General features: G+C 47.8%; 18 protein-coding genes and 1 pseudogene. 10 read left to right on the forward strand and 9 right to left on the reverse strand.

Annotated features, from left to right (window positions below; translation table 11 throughout):
* The first annotated feature begins 16 nt into the window (after nt 1–16).
* The 4 genes from M0R33_RS08135 to M0R33_RS08150 all read left to right on the forward strand — a co-directional run bounded on the left by M0R33_RS08135 (nt 17) and on the right by M0R33_RS08150 (nt 2799).
* Nucleotides 17–586 carry a hypothetical protein gene (locus M0R33_RS08135; RefSeq protein WP_292567672.1) on the forward strand — a complete coding sequence of 190 codons (570 nt, stop codon included), beginning with the start codon at nt 17–19 and terminating at the stop codon, nt 584–586.
* Nucleotides 587–607: 21 nt separating this feature from the next.
* On the forward strand, nt 608–928 hold the full coding sequence (locus M0R33_RS08140) for a rhodanese-like domain-containing protein (RefSeq protein WP_292567674.1): 321 nt from the start codon (nt 608–610) through the stop codon (nt 926–928).
* Nucleotides 925–1632, forward strand: coding sequence for a dinitrogenase iron-molybdenum cofactor biosynthesis protein (locus M0R33_RS08145; RefSeq protein WP_292567676.1), 708 nt, complete (start codon nt 925–927; stop codon nt 1630–1632). Before M0R33_RS08140 ends, M0R33_RS08145 begins: the two co-directional genes overlap by 4 nt.
* A gap of 213 nt (nt 1633–1845) precedes the next feature.
* Nucleotides 1846–2799, forward strand: coding sequence for a 5'-nucleotidase (locus tag M0R33_RS08150; protein WP_292567678.1), 954 nt, complete (start codon nt 1846–1848; stop codon nt 2797–2799).
* A gap of 63 nt (nt 2800–2862) precedes the next feature.
* Here the strand turns inward: M0R33_RS08150 and M0R33_RS08155 are convergent, their stop codons facing one another.
* Nucleotides 2863–3447 carry a TetR/AcrR family transcriptional regulator gene (locus tag M0R33_RS08155; RefSeq protein ID WP_292567680.1) on the reverse strand — a complete coding sequence of 195 codons (585 nt, stop codon included), beginning with the start codon at nt 3445–3447 and terminating at the stop codon, nt 2863–2865.
* Nucleotides 3448–3645: 198 nt separating this feature from the next.
* Between M0R33_RS08155 and M0R33_RS08160 the strand changes: the two genes are divergently transcribed.
* Together M0R33_RS08160 and M0R33_RS08165 are read left to right on the forward strand one after the other, a co-directional pair.
* Nucleotides 3646–4263 (forward strand): cytochrome P460 family protein, encoded by a 618-nt coding sequence (locus tag M0R33_RS08160; RefSeq protein WP_292567682.1) that lies wholly within the window; start codon nt 3646–3648, stop codon nt 4261–4263.
* Nucleotides 4264–4837: 574 nt separating this feature from the next.
* Complete coding sequence (locus M0R33_RS08165) at nt 4838–5458, forward strand: cation transporter (protein WP_292567684.1); 621 nt, start codon at nt 4838–4840, stop codon at nt 5456–5458.
* Between the two features lie 40 nt (nt 5459–5498).
* Here the strand turns inward: M0R33_RS08165 and M0R33_RS08170 are convergent, their stop codons facing one another.
* From M0R33_RS08170 to M0R33_RS08200, 7 genes and pseudogenes are all read right to left on the reverse strand, one after another.
* The gene (locus M0R33_RS08170; protein WP_292567686.1) at nt 5499–5864 is read right to left on the reverse strand and encodes an efflux RND transporter permease subunit; all 366 of its coding nucleotides are present in this window, start codon (nt 5862–5864) and stop codon (nt 5499–5501) included.
* Nucleotides 5861–6354 (reverse strand): annotated as a pseudogene (locus M0R33_RS08175) (efflux RND transporter permease subunit). Before M0R33_RS08175 ends, M0R33_RS08170 begins: the two are co-directional and overlap by 4 nt.
* Before the next feature lie 42 nt (nt 6355–6396).
* Complete coding sequence (locus tag M0R33_RS08180; RefSeq protein ID WP_292567688.1) at nt 6397–6600, reverse strand: hypothetical protein; 204 nt, start codon at nt 6598–6600, stop codon at nt 6397–6399.
* A 40-nt stretch (nt 6601–6640) separates the two neighbouring features.
* Nucleotides 6641–6763, reverse strand: coding sequence for a hypothetical protein (locus M0R33_RS08185; protein ID WP_292567690.1), 123 nt, complete (start codon nt 6761–6763; stop codon nt 6641–6643).
* Nucleotides 6760–8001 (reverse strand): HAMP domain-containing sensor histidine kinase, encoded by a 1242-nt coding sequence (locus M0R33_RS08190; RefSeq protein WP_292567692.1) that lies wholly within the window; start codon nt 7999–8001, stop codon nt 6760–6762. The genes M0R33_RS08185 and M0R33_RS08190 overlap by 4 nt, the downstream gene beginning before the upstream one ends.
* Nucleotides 8002–8131: 130 nt before the next feature.
* The gene (locus tag M0R33_RS08195; protein ID WP_292567694.1) at nt 8132–8809 is read right to left on the reverse strand and encodes a response regulator transcription factor; all 678 of its coding nucleotides are present in this window, start codon (nt 8807–8809) and stop codon (nt 8132–8134) included.
* A gap of 41 nt (nt 8810–8850) precedes the next feature.
* Nucleotides 8851–9204 carry a PepSY domain-containing protein gene (locus M0R33_RS08200; protein WP_292567696.1) on the reverse strand — a complete coding sequence of 118 codons (354 nt, stop codon included), beginning with the start codon at nt 9202–9204 and terminating at the stop codon, nt 8851–8853.
* Between the two features lie 297 nt (nt 9205–9501).
* Between M0R33_RS08200 and M0R33_RS08205 the strand changes: the two genes are divergently transcribed.
* From M0R33_RS08205 to M0R33_RS08215, 3 genes are read left to right on the forward strand one after another with little or no spacing between them, the layout of a single operon-like run.
* Nucleotides 9502–9813: a metalloregulator ArsR/SmtB family transcription factor gene (locus M0R33_RS08205; protein WP_292567698.1), complete on the forward strand. Its 312-nt coding sequence runs from the start codon at nt 9502–9504 to the stop codon at nt 9811–9813.
* Complete coding sequence (locus M0R33_RS08210; RefSeq protein ID WP_292567700.1) at nt 9813–10757, forward strand: cation diffusion facilitator family transporter; 945 nt, start codon at nt 9813–9815, stop codon at nt 10755–10757. Before M0R33_RS08205 ends, M0R33_RS08210 begins: the two co-directional genes overlap by 1 nt.
* A 17-nt stretch (nt 10758–10774) precedes the next feature.
* The gene (locus M0R33_RS08215; protein WP_292567701.1) at nt 10775–11836 is read left to right on the forward strand and encodes a DMT family transporter; all 1062 of its coding nucleotides are present in this window, start codon (nt 10775–10777) and stop codon (nt 11834–11836) included.
* 155 nt (nt 11837–11991) lie between these two features.
* Here M0R33_RS08215 and M0R33_RS08220 read toward each other — a convergent pair whose 3' ends face one another.
* Nucleotides 11992–12750 (reverse strand): hypothetical protein, encoded by a 759-nt coding sequence (locus M0R33_RS08220; RefSeq protein WP_292567703.1) that lies wholly within the window; start codon nt 12748–12750, stop codon nt 11992–11994.
* 394 nt (nt 12751–13144) lie between these two features.
* Here M0R33_RS08220 and M0R33_RS08225 point away from each other — a divergent pair, with 394 nt between their 5' ends.
* Complete coding sequence (locus M0R33_RS08225; RefSeq protein WP_292567705.1) at nt 13145–13333, forward strand: hypothetical protein; 189 nt, start codon at nt 13145–13147, stop codon at nt 13331–13333.
* Nucleotides 13334–13445 lie beyond the last annotated feature (112 nt).

The following is a 13445-nucleotide window of genomic DNA, read 5'->3' on the forward strand; positions in this document are numbered from 1 at the left end:
AAACAGGAGACACTCCATGCTACTTGAAAACTTGGACAAAGAAGGGTTGACCTTCATTACCAATGTATTGGGCGAAACCAGCGAAAAAGGCCTTTGGGCTTACCGGGGCGACTTGGTATTGATTCCAGGTTCATTTCGCGAAGGTTCCACAACCGACCGTAAACCGCCCGAATTACTCTTGCACCAGACCGCTATTCTGGCCGACAGCAATAAATTTATTTTCGTGAACGGCCTGTTCGATGAGTTGCAACACATCGGCATCTTTATCGAAAAATACAAAGAATTCCTCGCCCCGGATACCTTAACCCTGTTTTACGTGGAAAACATCTCAACCGCCATGCAAATCGAGTTGGAAGGCATCGCCTTCAGACTTTTACCCTACAAGGAAGGCATGGTTTGGAACGAGACCATGGAAACGCTATATATCGAAAAAGCCGATTTGAAAGGTCAATCCGCCGAAGACAAAGTCGTCACTGTCTTTGAAGCCGCTAAAGACTTTAAGCCCAAAGGCGAAACGCTCAGCTTCGAAGATGCCTTGAGCAAAACCTTTGTGGTCAAAAAAGCCGCCGCCGTGGGTCCGATCTAAATCAGTATCAGGTAAAGCATTATGAAGCCGTTCAAAACAGTCACCGCCGATGCGGCGGAAAAACTCATCGCCGACGCCGACCCTTTAATCCTGGATTGCCGGGAGTTAAAGGACTACCGCGCCGGTCACATCGACAACGCCATGCATGTGCATGAACAGTTACGCGACAGCTTGATCAAAAAAGGCGATAAGGCCCGGGATATGCTGATTTACTGCTATTTCGGCCACGCCAGCGAGCATCTGGCGGAGATGTTTTGCGATTTCGGCTTCAAACAAGTCTACAGTCTGGCGGGCGGTTATGCCGGCTGGAAGGAACATCACAAACCTACAGGTGATTTATGAATCAATTATCGCGAGAACTGGCCTTACGTATCGCGCTGGCAACGCGCGTCCTGCCCGGCGTAGACGTCCCACAACTGATCGGCATTTTGCACGAAAAAGTCGGCTCGCCGCTGGACGATGATAAGCTCAAGTCCATTACCGTCACCAATCTGAAAACCGGCATCGGCAGTTTGGACGGCGAAGAAGACGGCGAAGACATCGGCATCGGTTTGGAAAACATCAAACTGGCGGTGCGTTATTTATGGGGCGAGGAAGAGGAAGACGAAGGTCTACCGGAAATTCAAACTTACAAGGAAGGCGACATTCCGGAATCGATCCGGGTGGCCGTGGCCTCCAATAGCGGCGCGCTGTTAAACGGCCATTTCGGTTCCTGTATCCGCTTTTTAGTTTACCAATTGTCCCGCGCGGAATGCCGGTTGATCGACATCCGTTCGACAATAGAAGCCGACAATGCCGACGACCGCAACCTGTTCCGCGCCACCATGATTGAGGATTGCCATGTGCTGTTTGTGCAGTCCATCGGCGGCCCGGCGGCAGCCAAGGTCATCCGCGCCGACATCTATCCGATCAAGGTGCCGGACGTGATCGATGCGGTGGATAAGCTGACCGAATTCCAAAGCGTCTTCGACGCCGCCCCGCCCTGGATGGCCAAAGCACTGGGCCGTGGCGCCGAGGAAAGAAAACGTTTTGTGGCGCATGAATAATTCCTAACGTCCTCAAACAGGGTTTGTGTGTTAGCAAACCCAGCTTGAAAGTATCTTAAGCCGGATTGGATTTCCATCCAATCCGGTCATTTCCTATAACACCCTACTGGTCTTATCGTTCCCCGCCCGCCTTCACTGAGACTGAAAAAAATTGACAGCCGTCCATTACCGGTTATAGTCGGTGGCCTTTGAACGAGCGGGTATGGAGACATTGTGGCATTGGATTTATCCGATACTTTAGTGATAGGTGTTACAGCAACAGCGCTGTTTGATTTAAGCGAAGCCGATTCGGTATTTCGCTCAAAATATGCTGAAAATAAAGATACCGCGATTCAGCACTATCGCGAATACATGCTTGACAGGGAAAACGATCCACTAACCGATGGAACCGGGATGCCGTTGGTAAAAGCGCTATTGGATTTGAATCGATATCAACCCGTGGGGGAACCGCCATTAATCGAGGTCGTGGTGATGTCTCGTAATAGTCCGGAAACCGGTGTAAGGGTATTTAATAACATCAGAGACAGGAAAATGTCCATCTCACGCCATGCTTTTACTGGCGGCGAATCTGTCGTCGATTACCTGGATGCCTACGACGTGGACTTATTCCTGACTACCAACATCAGCGATGCCCAGAAAGTAATCGACGGCAAGACATGCGCCGCGGCAATCGTCAAAAATCCTCCCATTGATTTTGGCGATATTCCCGAGGGACAGGTTCGTATCGCATTCGATGGCGATGCTGTTCTATTCGACGATAGCAGCGAGATCGTCTACAAGGCGGAAGGGCTCGGCAGCTTTCATGCAAACGAAGATAAAAACCAAGATATCCCGATACCGGAAGGGCCTTATGCCACCTTGCTTAAAAAGCTATCGCGCCTTCAAGACCGATTGCCGTTTAGCGTGGAGTTTTCTCCGGTTCGCATCGCAATTGTCACGGCGAGAAATTCGCCGGCGGAAATGAGAGTGATTAAAACGCTGCGTCACTGGGGCGTCTATGTGGATGAAGTATTCTTTCTGGGCGGACTGGAAAAATCAAAGGTACTTCGAGCTTTCAGACCGCACATTTTCTTCGATGATCAAGACCTTCACCTGGAAGCGGCCTCAAAATATGTGCCTTCCGGAAAAGTCCCGTATACTAGCGATTCGCCGTTAAATAAAAAATGAAATCGCTTCAAGGGTATTCCTGCCCGGCAGTGCAAATAACCGAAACACCCGCTAAAGCAAACCTCAACAATAACGGTCGATCAACTCGGCAGCCATGGCCGTCATATCCACCGGATAGTCGCCTTTGGTCACCAAGGCAATGGCGGACATGCCTTCCAGCAACACAAACAGTTTATAAGCCAGTTCGTCGGCTTTATTTGGATTAATCTGTTGGGTCAAGCCTTGCAAAACCTCAATTTCCCATCGTTTGAAATCTGTACAGGCATCTTCTATAGCGTGGTCCTTACCTGAAAACTCACCCATCGCATTGACGGCCAGGCAGCCGTGAAACTGCGCGTCGCCGAACCAGGTTTTGGCGTCGTCAAAGATAGCCAGTAGGTTATCGCGGGCCGGTCTGTTGTTAGGGTCTATCACCGTGGCCATATGACTTTGATAGCTCGCCCGGTAATACGCCAACACTGCCACAATCAACTCGCCTTTAGTCCGAAAATACTTGTACAAGGTTCTTTTCGAGATCCCAGCTTCCTGCATGATCATGTCGACGCCGGTGGCGTAAAAGCCGTTTTGTTTGAATAATCTAAAAGCCGTTTCCACAATGAGTGTCTGCTTGGAAAGGCCTGCTTTATTTGCGTCTGCTTCGCTGTCCATGGTTTGCCGGTGTAGGGATTTTGCGGTCTATAGCTTAACAGAAAGCCACAAAAGTATACAGATCGGTTTACAAGACTTGACAAAGTAAACAGATCGGTTTACATTTTTTGACAGGGTAAACAAGTCTGTTTACCCAAAGATAAAGCGCACCTTCTCTCCGTTCGCTTTATTTGCTTATCTTTGCTTCAGGAGTCAGTCATGAATACTACCAACACCATTTATTCCGGCAGCGCGGCATTGCTGCTTTGTTTAAGCATGTCACCGTTTGCCTCGGCCGAAAACGTTCCCCAAGCTTCGTCGGGCTATGCAAATTTCACATCTGCGGGCGAATTGGTCAGACCTCTCGGTTATCGGGAGTGGATTTTCATCGGCACGCCTTTAACTCCCAACGATATGAACAACGGCAAAGCGTCTTTTCCGGAATTTCACAACGTTTATATAGACCCGGCCAGTTGGGCAGATTGGAAAAAAACCGGTGGATTCCCGGACGGCACGTTGATCGTCAAGGAACTAGTCAGTGTCGGCAGTAAGCAAGCTGCCAGCGGTAACGGCTATTTTCAGGGCGAATATATCGGCCTTGAGGCCAGCGTTAAAAGTAAACAGCATTTCCCGGATACCCCAGGACATTGGGGCTTTTTCCGGTTTACCGTCGAAATCAGTCAAGCGTTACGCAAAATTGCAGCAGCGCAGCCCGGCGAAAACTGCATGGGTTGCCATCAAAGTAAAGCGGCCCAGGATCAGGTATTCACCCAACACTATCCGGTGCTGCGCGCGGCCGCGGGTAAAGGCAGCGCCGGTGCCGGCCGCCTTGATTAAAAGTATCCGTGCATCCGTGCCTGAATTTTAATTTTAGCTGGAGAGGGTAATGAATATTAGCATATTCGGCTCGGTTTACGGTAATGGCCTCAGCTGAGCAGGTCTCGACGTCCACGCGGAATCAACAGTAAAAATCGATCAAATACGGCTTCCAGCAGCTTTTGTTGGCCCTAAGCGGCGGTTAAGACGGTCGATTCGGCTATAAAATCATCGATAAGCCAAGGATGACAAACGTGGCTTTTTGCCAAACAGCGATAACAAATGCGTTACCATAACACTATCCATCGCACGGCGAATTTCGGTAACTCCATTCCCTCTCCCACAGGAGAGGGTTACGGGCGGAAGAGAATTAAATAACCGAAATTTGAAGTGTATTGCGTATATTAGGACCGGCAAGACGATGACGTTTTTCATGAGAATGCGATTTGTTGATGCACCGAATCGGCCGCCGCAGTGCTCAATCTTGCTGTTTCGGGTGAGGAAAATGCCGTTAAGTGCGTTCTGCAACTGAATAACGATAATGGAAAATTTTTAGTACTCGTCGATTGATTAGACTATTTATGAGGTGTTCAAAATGAGCGGTTGCTGTGATCATGATTGTTCTTTGGATCGGCTACAAGAACGACAACGCGGAACATTACAAATCGTTTTAGGCATTAACGCTATTATGTTTTTTGTCATCGTTGTTGCTGCATTCTATGGCCGATCATCCGCTCTGCTATCCGATAGTCTTGATAATCTTGGAGATGCACTGACCTATGGTCTAAGCATTTATTCCGTCTCGCGTGGTGTCGCGGTCAAGGCCAAAGTGGCTTTATTCAAAGGTACGCTTATTTTTCTAGCCGCTTTGGCCGTGGGTGCCCAAATTGTATCCAAGCTTATAGCGCCAACTGTGCCTATCTTTGAGATTATGGGTGTGTTTAGTCTTATCGGTCTTGCCGCTAACGCCTTATGTCTCTTTCTTCTTTGGCGTCATCGGCAGGATGATGTCAATATGAGTTCGGTATGGGAATGCTCCAGAAACGATATTGCATCTAATCTTGCCGTTTTCGCTGCCGCCGGGGCGGTCTGGCTGACGGATTCAGGGTGGCCGGATATTGCGGTTGCGTCATGTCTTATGCTTCTGTTGATACGTTCGGCCATCAGAGTGATTAAATCCGCCAGGGCTGAACTTCAGGCAGCAACCGCACAATAAACACATCTCGAATGTCCGCATCAACTTAATAGATCACCGGTTAGATCCGGGCTTGGCCATTATGATTTCGGGATCGGGATTTATGTTTAAACCTAACAATGAAACCGTGGCCGTGCAAATCGTCGGCATATCGGATGAAGCATGATTTTGATCGCTTAATTGTAGAGGTGAGCCGGTATTCATTAGACTTTTTAGGTTTTAACTGATTGAGTAGAACTAAAAAACTTGGTAACACAATGAGTACCAACGGCGTCTGAACAATAAGCCCCGAAACGATGGCGATGGCCAGCGGTTGCAGCATTTCAGAACCGGCGCCGATACCCATCGCTAAGGGTAAGAGCGCCAAGATGGCCGCTACTGTGGTCATGGCAATTGGTCGCATGCGGTTGTTGCCAGCCGTAATCATGCGCTGGATGCCCGCCTCTGATTTCGGCAGGCCTTGGTATTCCAAATATAAAAAATACTGACTTCAGTGACGATACCGATGACCATGGCCATCCCCATCATCGCGGTGATGTTTAATTCGGTGTTGCTAAGCCACAAACCGACAAAAACCGCGGCAACCGCCATGAGCGTGGTGAGCATCATCGATAGAGCCACATGGAAATATTCGTATAAATATAATAAGCTTTATGCGGCAGTAATCCGGGTTGATCCATGGCTTTAATGACATCGGCAACAGTTAATCCCATATCGCGGCCGCTAATGCGGCCAGTGACAGCCACCATACGTTTTAAGTTATCCTGTTTAATTTGCACCTGCCCGACTTCGGTGGTGATTTCCGCTATTTTTTTTAGCGGCACCCAATGACCTTCAGCGGAGCGGATGCGTAATTCATTCATGGCGCGGGTGCTTGAGCGGTTACTTTGAGGTATCCAAAGGCGTAAATTCACCATCTTCGGGCCTTCTTGCAATTGTGTGGTGACAGTTCCGGCTAGTTAACTATTCAGGGGTTGTTTGACGGCATTGGGATTGAGTCCTTCCAAGGCGGCTTTATCGCGTAACACTCTAAGATTGATAGCATCGCCCGCTGGAATAACGCCGTTGTTAAGATCAACCACGCCTGGAATATTTTCCAAATTACTGGCCACTTTCGTTGCCTGTGCTTTCAATACCGCGCCGTCATCTGAATATAAATTCACTTCTATCGACTGCGGGACTGTGGTTAAGTCACCGTTGCTTCTAGGGTGTTTCAAGCTGTTGTTGAATGGCTTGTTCGGTTAATGGCTTGGCTTGATATTGGGCACAGCCAACGAGCCAACATAGCCACATCACGATAACAGGTTTGCTTACCTTGGCATTCATACTGAAGTAAATTGATCCGTTTTTTTTCGGAAATTGAGTACCGCTTTTAGGCCTGGGTAGTTATCGGATAACACTATTTTGCCGTTATGCAGATCTACAATGGCAGCTACAATACTTAAGCCAAGGCCGTTACCAGGCCTGGTACGGCTTTGCTCCAGCCGATAAAAACGCTGAAAAACTTTTTGGCGCTGTGCTTCGGTAATGCCTGGGCCGTGGTCGGCAATTATCAATTCAACCCAGTCATCAAAGGCGCGCAGGTTAACGGTGATTCCGCTGTGTTCGGGTGTATGCACGATAGCATTTTCCAAGAGATTAAAAACAAGCTGCGTCATAAGCTCTTTATCTCCGTATAGCTCACAAGCTTGTTCAATATCAAAAGCAATTATTTTTCCTTGTTCCTCAGCTGCCGGATTCAGTGCATCGACTACCGCAATCACAATGTCGCTGAGATTGATCATCTTGAACCCACTACGGCGGGATTGGGATTCGATTTGAGAAATCCTCAATAACGCGGAAAACGTCTCCAGAATCGTATCGGCTTCAGTAATGGCACTGGCAATCTGCTCTTTGTATTGCTCTTCGGATAAGTTTGACATTAAAGCCGCTTCGAGTCGGAATTTCAAACGACTGACCGGGGTACGTAAATCATGGGCTATATCGTTGGAAACCTGCTGAACGTTGGCAATTAAAGTACCCATTTTGTCCAGCATCCGATTTAACAAAAATGCCAGATTGTCTAATTCATCTTGGTTTTTCGAAACCGTCAAACGATGGCTTAAGTCTCCAGCAATAATGGCTTGGGTTGATTGAGTAATGCGGTCGATTTTTGTAAGAAAAGCATGGCTAATATAAATTCCTCCCATTATGCCTAGGACAATCACCAGTCCGAAGCCCCATAAAAAAGCCTGAATAATGGCTTCTCCTGCATCGTTAATATTACCGCTGTCATGGCCCACCCCTAGCCAAATATGATTGGGTAAAGCGATGATACGAACCAAAAAAAGGGCTTTCTCGTTGGCTGTCTTGTTGATGGGACGGTTGAGTTTGAGGATTTGCCAGCCTTCTGCAAGCTTAAATTGGCTGAGACTACCGGCTATCAATTGGCCATTCTGATTCAACACCCCGTATTCCAAGGCATGATTCGATTTTGAATCAATAACTTCATTAATCTCGTCGATTAATTCCGGCAATCCGCCGGATTTATATTCCGTTTTCAGTCTGGCAATTTCGGACTCCAAATTATTCCTGAGCTGTTGCTCCAGAGAATGTGTGGTCAATAGATAAACCGTGGTGCCGATGGCTAGAAATGAACATAAGAACAAACCTAAATAGAGTGCCGACAATTTAAAGCCGGTCGTGCTGACAAGGCTAGATAGTTTCACGAAGCATATATCCCGAACCGCGCACGGTTTGAATTAAATCTGTTCTGTCGCCGACATTCAGCTTACTACGCAAGCGGCTAATATGGGTTTCGACAATATTGGTTTTAGGGTCAAAATGGAAATCCCAAACATTTTCCAGCAACATGGTGCGAGTGACGACTTGGTCGGCATGACGAACAAGATATTCAATTAAGCGAAATTCGGTGGGTTGCAAGTCGATCAATACACCATTGCGCCTGACCGATCTTTTCATCCGGTCAATTTCGAGTTCACCCACTTGTAAAACGTTCTGCGCCACGGTTTCTCTGGGCCTACGTAAAAGCGCGTTCACTCGTGCATCCAATTCACTAAATGCAAACGGCTTGACCAGGTAGTCGTCCGCCCCGGCATTTAAACCTTCAACACGGTCGTCAATCCCGCACATCGTGGTTAGAAACAACACCGAGACGGAGCAACCGAAACTGCGTATTTTTTTTACTAGGCTAAGCCCATCAAGTCCCGGTAGCATGCGGTCAACAATGAGCAGGTCATAGAGGGAGTCTTGAGCTAGAAGCAGACCTTCGCAGCCGTCTTTCGCTGAATCCACTGTATGGCCTGCTTCTTTTAAACCAGTGACTACATAGTTTCTGGTTTGTGTATCATCTTCGATGACTAATATTTTCATGAATTTAAAATACCGGGAAATTACTTCTCGGCGCTAACAGCCTATTCTTTACCGTTTTCAGCGCCTTCTTTGGCGTCATCCTCCAGGGAAATCTTGAGTACTTTGCCAGTTTTGCCATCGACGATCACTTCATGGACTTTACCATTTTTGACAATTTCGACTTCAAACTGTACGGCAGCGGACTCATCATTTAATTCGGCCTCCATGGCTTTGCCGCCGGTTTTTTGCTCGGCTGCTGTAATCGCCTCTTGTAAAGAAATTTTGGCTTGACTAAAAAGCAGCAACTCATTGACTTCTTCATCTTTGGCTTCTGTCGCTCGCGCCAGGTTAATGGCACTACCGACCATCATCATGGCAAATATCGTTGTGACTATTTTGGCTTGTTTGTTTTTCATGCTATTGATCCTCGTGGATGTCAGACAGGATTGCCTGACTCGGGATATAGATTAACCCCTACTACATTACAGATAGCTTCCCAAAACTATACAATTTTGTAATGTAACTGCTTTCAATTATTCATTGTAGTGGTTTGCGGACGAATCTCTCTCAAAGATTGTACTTTTGATTCGTCGAGAATTATTGAGGGCGCCGGTAGAGCGAAAGCTGGGAGCAAAACGACATCTTCAGTATTTCTTTACTTATGGCGGTAGTTTAAATAACATATGAACATCTATTCAATTGTTTACATTTAAATGGCGCATTCTCTTGTTGAAAATCCAGTGTCCGAACTCGCCGACCTTTTTCGCCTGCTGGGTGACAATACCCGATTGCGCATTGTTTTGACTTGTCTTGATAAGCCGATTGCCGTTAATGACATTGCTAGCAAACTCGACTTGAGCAATTCGCTGGTCAGCCATCATCTTCGGTTACTAAAAGCCGCTCGTATCGTCAAGGCCGACCGTCACGGCAAACAAGTGTTCTATGCCACTGCAGATCAGCACATCTCGGATATCCTAACTAACATGCTCGAACACATTGCAGAACCTCACCCGGAGGCAGACTAATGTCGCACAATCATTTACATGACCATGATCACGATCACGCTGGACACGCACATAGCAATATCGACAATCATGGTAAAGCCTTTGGCATCGCCATCGTTCTAAACATGGCTTTTGTAGTAATCGAATTCGCCTATGGCTTTCTTGCCAACTCGACCGCTTTAATGGCCGATGCTGGACACAACCTCTCCGATGTACTGGGTCTACTACTGGCATGGGGCGCTTCTATTCTCGCTAGTAAGCCCTCTAGCGAGCGCTACAGCTATGGTCTGCGTAGTGCCTCGATTTTGTCGGCACTAGCGAATGCCATACTCTTACTGGTTGCGTGTGGTGCCATTGCCTGGGAGGCTATCCAGCGCTTTTCTGTGCCTCCTATTGTGGCTGGACAAACAGTCACGCTGGTAGCAAGTGTTGGTATCGTAATCAACGTTTTATCGGCTTGGTTGTTCGTAAAGGGAAGTAAGGGGGATTTAAATATTCGTGGAGCCTACCTGCACATGGCTGCCGATGCGGCTGTGTCGCTGGGTGTTGTGATCGCCGGCGTGGCGATGATATTCACCGACTGGTATTGGCTTGATCCGGCAATGAGTTTATTCATCGTAGCTGTGATTGTAATTGGCACATGGGGACTGCTGCGCGAATCAATCCAACTGGCTTTGAACGCCGTTCCAGCACACATTGATGTATCCGCAGTGGAAAACCATCTGCGCCGATGTCCAGGCGTCAAGGACATTCACGATTTGCACATCTGGGGTATGAGTACCACGGAAAGTGCTTTAACTGTCCATTTGGTGATACCTGCTTACCCCGGCGACGCATTCTTGGACGACCTGGCACAGACTCTAAAAGAGCTTTTTTCCATTCAGCATAGTACGCTGCAAGTAGAGCAAGGCACTACCGAACATACCTGTGCATTGCATTCAATAGCAACGACCGCGCACGACTAGCAGGTAGTCACTCAATCATGAATCCAAACGTTTTGTATGCACTACTTGCCGCCGCTTTATTTGGAGCAAGTACCCCCATTGCTAAATTACTAATTGGTGAATTATCACCTGTGTTGCTGGGTGGACTACTGTATCTGGGTAGTGGGATTGGATTAGCGATAGTAAGACTCATCAGGGATCAAGGTTGGATCGCCCCTTTGCTTACCTGGTCAGAGTGGCCATGGCTACTAGGTGCTATCCTTTTTGGGGGGGTGCTCGCCCCCATTGCTTTATTGTTTGGTCTACCACTTATCAGTGGATCGGCAGCATCGCTTTTGCTGAATCTTGAGGCGGTTTTGACTGCCGTAATTGCATGGCTTGTCTTCAAAGAGAATGCAGATCGACGTATCGTGCTCGGCATGTCGGCAATAGTTGCTGGTGGTATGTTGCTGTCCTGGCCGGGAGGCGATACAGGCATGACTAGCTGGGTGGGTCCATTGTCTATTACAGTTGCCTGTCTCTGCTGGGCCATCGACAACAATTTAACCCGCAAAGTCGCTGCATCCGATGCTTTATTCATTGCCACTAGTAAAGGTCTGATTGCTGGCACAGTAAACACCAGTTTGGCGATATATTTCGGGACCGTGCTGCCAGACGCGTTCAGCTTGATAACCATCATGATATTGGGGCTAATTGGTTATGGAGTAAGTTTGGTGCTATTTGTTTTAGCGTTGCGTGGCTTGGGAGCGGCACGTACGGGAGCTTATTTCTCGACGGCACCGTTCATTGGCGCTACTGTGGCTTTAGCATTGTTGGGCGAGTCCGCTTCGCCAACATTTTGGCTGGCCGCTATCCTGATGGGCGTGGGTGTTTGGTTACATCTGACCGAGCATCATGAGCACAACCATACCCATATACCGCTCGAACATACCCATAATCATTTCCACGATGAGCATCACAATCATCAACATGATTTTGCCTGGGATGAACGCGAGCCTCACGCACATTTACACGGGCATGCTGTAATAACCCATAAACACCCGCATTTCCCAGATATACATCATCGACACAATCACAAAGACGCCGAGACTACCCGCTAAGAAGTAAGGGCAAACGAAAAGTTTGTTGTGGCGATCATAAGAAATGGATTGTTTGGACTGGCTACTTAATCCCTGCCTTTTTAAAACAAAATAGCCACTATAAACGCGTTAATTCAAGCCATCATAGCCGGATGAACTTGATACCTTAGCTATGCTCAATGCGCTTGTTTTGCGGGTTTATGCGAAAACATGAAGATAAAAGCAACGATTAACAGGAACAAAGCCGCTGATGCTGAATAACGGCTTAGCTCCAAACCCCCTTTGCTTATTGGTTTATCAAGGAAATCGCCAACCACCGCACCTAGTGGCCGGGTAAGAATGAATGCAGCCCAAAAAAGTAGCGTGTGGGAAATTTTGGTCCAGTAATATGCTGCTGCAGTCACAGCCAACATTGCGCCAAACAGAATCGCGCCACCGCTGTATCCAAGACCTGCCGTATCAGCCGTCCAATCTCCGAGGGCTGTGCCTAAGGTTTGCGAAAACATGATGGTTATCCAGTAATACATTTCCGATTTTGGTGAGCTCACCGTGTATACGGCTATTGATCCCAGTGCGCGATACCAAATAAACAGGGATGCGATCAACAATGTGAACAGTATGGTTGTTCCACCCGCATAACCGATACCCAAAGAACGATCCGCGAAATCAGCCAATGTCGTTCCAACCGTTGTGGTGGCGATAATGGTGGTCCAATAGATAATAGGATGGAACTGCTTCGCGGAAATTTGTACGAATACCGCAACCATAAATATGCTGGCAAATATTGCAGTGCCAACCAGATAGCCAAGATCCATCGACATGGATACCGCATCTCCGCCGGTCTCTCCAAGCGTCGTAGCCAGAATTTTTATAATCCAGAAGACTAAAGTGACCTCTGGAACTTTGCTTAGAATCTTTTGCGGCTCTGTGTTCATTTCTTCCTCACTTGCTCAAATCAATATTGCGGTTGTACCAAGCTGGATGGCCAAACTCCGAACTTAGAATACGCCAAATGACCTTACGAGAAGCTTTCCAGAACTATACCGTTTTGTAATCTTTATTTTGGGTAGGAGGAATACCAAATGATTAATAGCGTTGTGTGGCTGTGATGCCTTCCGTACCTGCCGCTCATGACAGACGCTTTTCAGCAACTTGAATGTCGAATAGTGGCCGATCCGAGGCGTTCAAAATCTGGCCGGGTTTATATCGGAATGGGTGGCGGTTTTGCGATTGGAATACCCTGTGGTTTTGGTATCGGAATTTCTGGCAGTTTTGATCAGAAAACGCACACATCAAGCTGACTTTGTTAATCGGCCGGTATGCGCAAGAATGGCATCTGCGCGACAATCCCAAAACCTCCCAGGCCGCGACTATCAAAACATGGAAAGCATACTGGCCGGGCATTATGGCGTTACCCCCCAGCCCACGCAACAATCGCAGGTTAAAGCCTTCCCCTGGTTCGAAGAGGATGTTGTTCCAGTCTTGCGCGCCGAAATAACCGGTATAGTCGGCCGGTAAACCTCTATCAAACCAAGCGAAATTATCCGTATACCGTAACCGGCATCCGCCCTCCGCTAAATACCAAACATCGCGCAGCCGTTTGCCGCCGCATGTATACTTGCGAGGTTTC

The sequence above is a fragment of the Methylomonas sp. genome (assembly GCF_023228165.1).
In the GTDB taxonomy this organism is placed as follows: domain Bacteria; phylum Pseudomonadota; class Gammaproteobacteria; order Methylococcales; family Methylomonadaceae; genus Methylomonas.

Bases quoted from the DNA above. Each gene is read 5' to 3' on its own strand.
- M0R33_RS08135 (WP_292567672.1), top strand. From the start codon at position 17: ATGCTACTTGAAAACTTGGACAAAGAAGGGTTGACCTTCATTACCAAT.
- M0R33_RS08140 (WP_292567674.1), top strand. From the start codon at position 608: ATGAAGCCGTTCAAAACAGTCACCGCCGATGCGGCGGAAAAACTCATC.
- M0R33_RS08145 (WP_292567676.1), top strand. From the start codon at position 925: ATGAATCAATTATCGCGAGAACTGGCCTTACGTATCGCGCTGGCAACG.
- M0R33_RS08155 (WP_292567680.1), bottom strand. From the start codon at position 3,447: ATGGACAGCGAAGCAGACGCAAATAAAGCAGGCCTTTCCAAGCAGACA.
- M0R33_RS08160 (WP_292567682.1), top strand. From the start codon at position 3,646: ATGAATACTACCAACACCATTTATTCCGGCAGCGCGGCATTGCTGCTT.
- M0R33_RS08165 (WP_292567684.1), top strand. From the start codon at position 4,838: ATGAGCGGTTGCTGTGATCATGATTGTTCTTTGGATCGGCTACAAGAA.
- M0R33_RS08170 (WP_292567686.1), bottom strand. From the start codon at position 5,864: ATGATTACGGCTGGCAACAACCGCATGCGACCAATTGCCATGACCACA.
- M0R33_RS08185 (WP_292567690.1), bottom strand. From the start codon at position 6,763: ATGAATGCCAAGGTAAGCAAACCTGTTATCGTGATGTGGCTATGTTGG.
- M0R33_RS08195 (WP_292567694.1), bottom strand. From the start codon at position 8,809: ATGAAAATATTAGTCATCGAAGATGATACACAAACCAGAAACTATGTA.
- M0R33_RS08200 (WP_292567696.1), bottom strand. From the start codon at position 9,204: ATGAAAAACAAACAAGCCAAAATAGTCACAACGATATTTGCCATGATG.
- M0R33_RS08205 (WP_292567698.1), top strand. From the start codon at position 9,502: ATGGCGCATTCTCTTGTTGAAAATCCAGTGTCCGAACTCGCCGACCTT.
- M0R33_RS08210 (WP_292567700.1), top strand. From the start codon at position 9,813: ATGTCGCACAATCATTTACATGACCATGATCACGATCACGCTGGACAC.
- M0R33_RS08215 (WP_292567701.1), top strand. From the start codon at position 10,775: ATGAATCCAAACGTTTTGTATGCACTACTTGCCGCCGCTTTATTTGGA.
- M0R33_RS08220 (WP_292567703.1), bottom strand. From the start codon at position 12,750: ATGAACACAGAGCCGCAAAAGATTCTAAGCAAAGTTCCAGAGGTCACT.
- M0R33_RS08225 (WP_292567705.1), top strand. From the start codon at position 13,145: ATGGCATCTGCGCGACAATCCCAAAACCTCCCAGGCCGCGACTATCAA.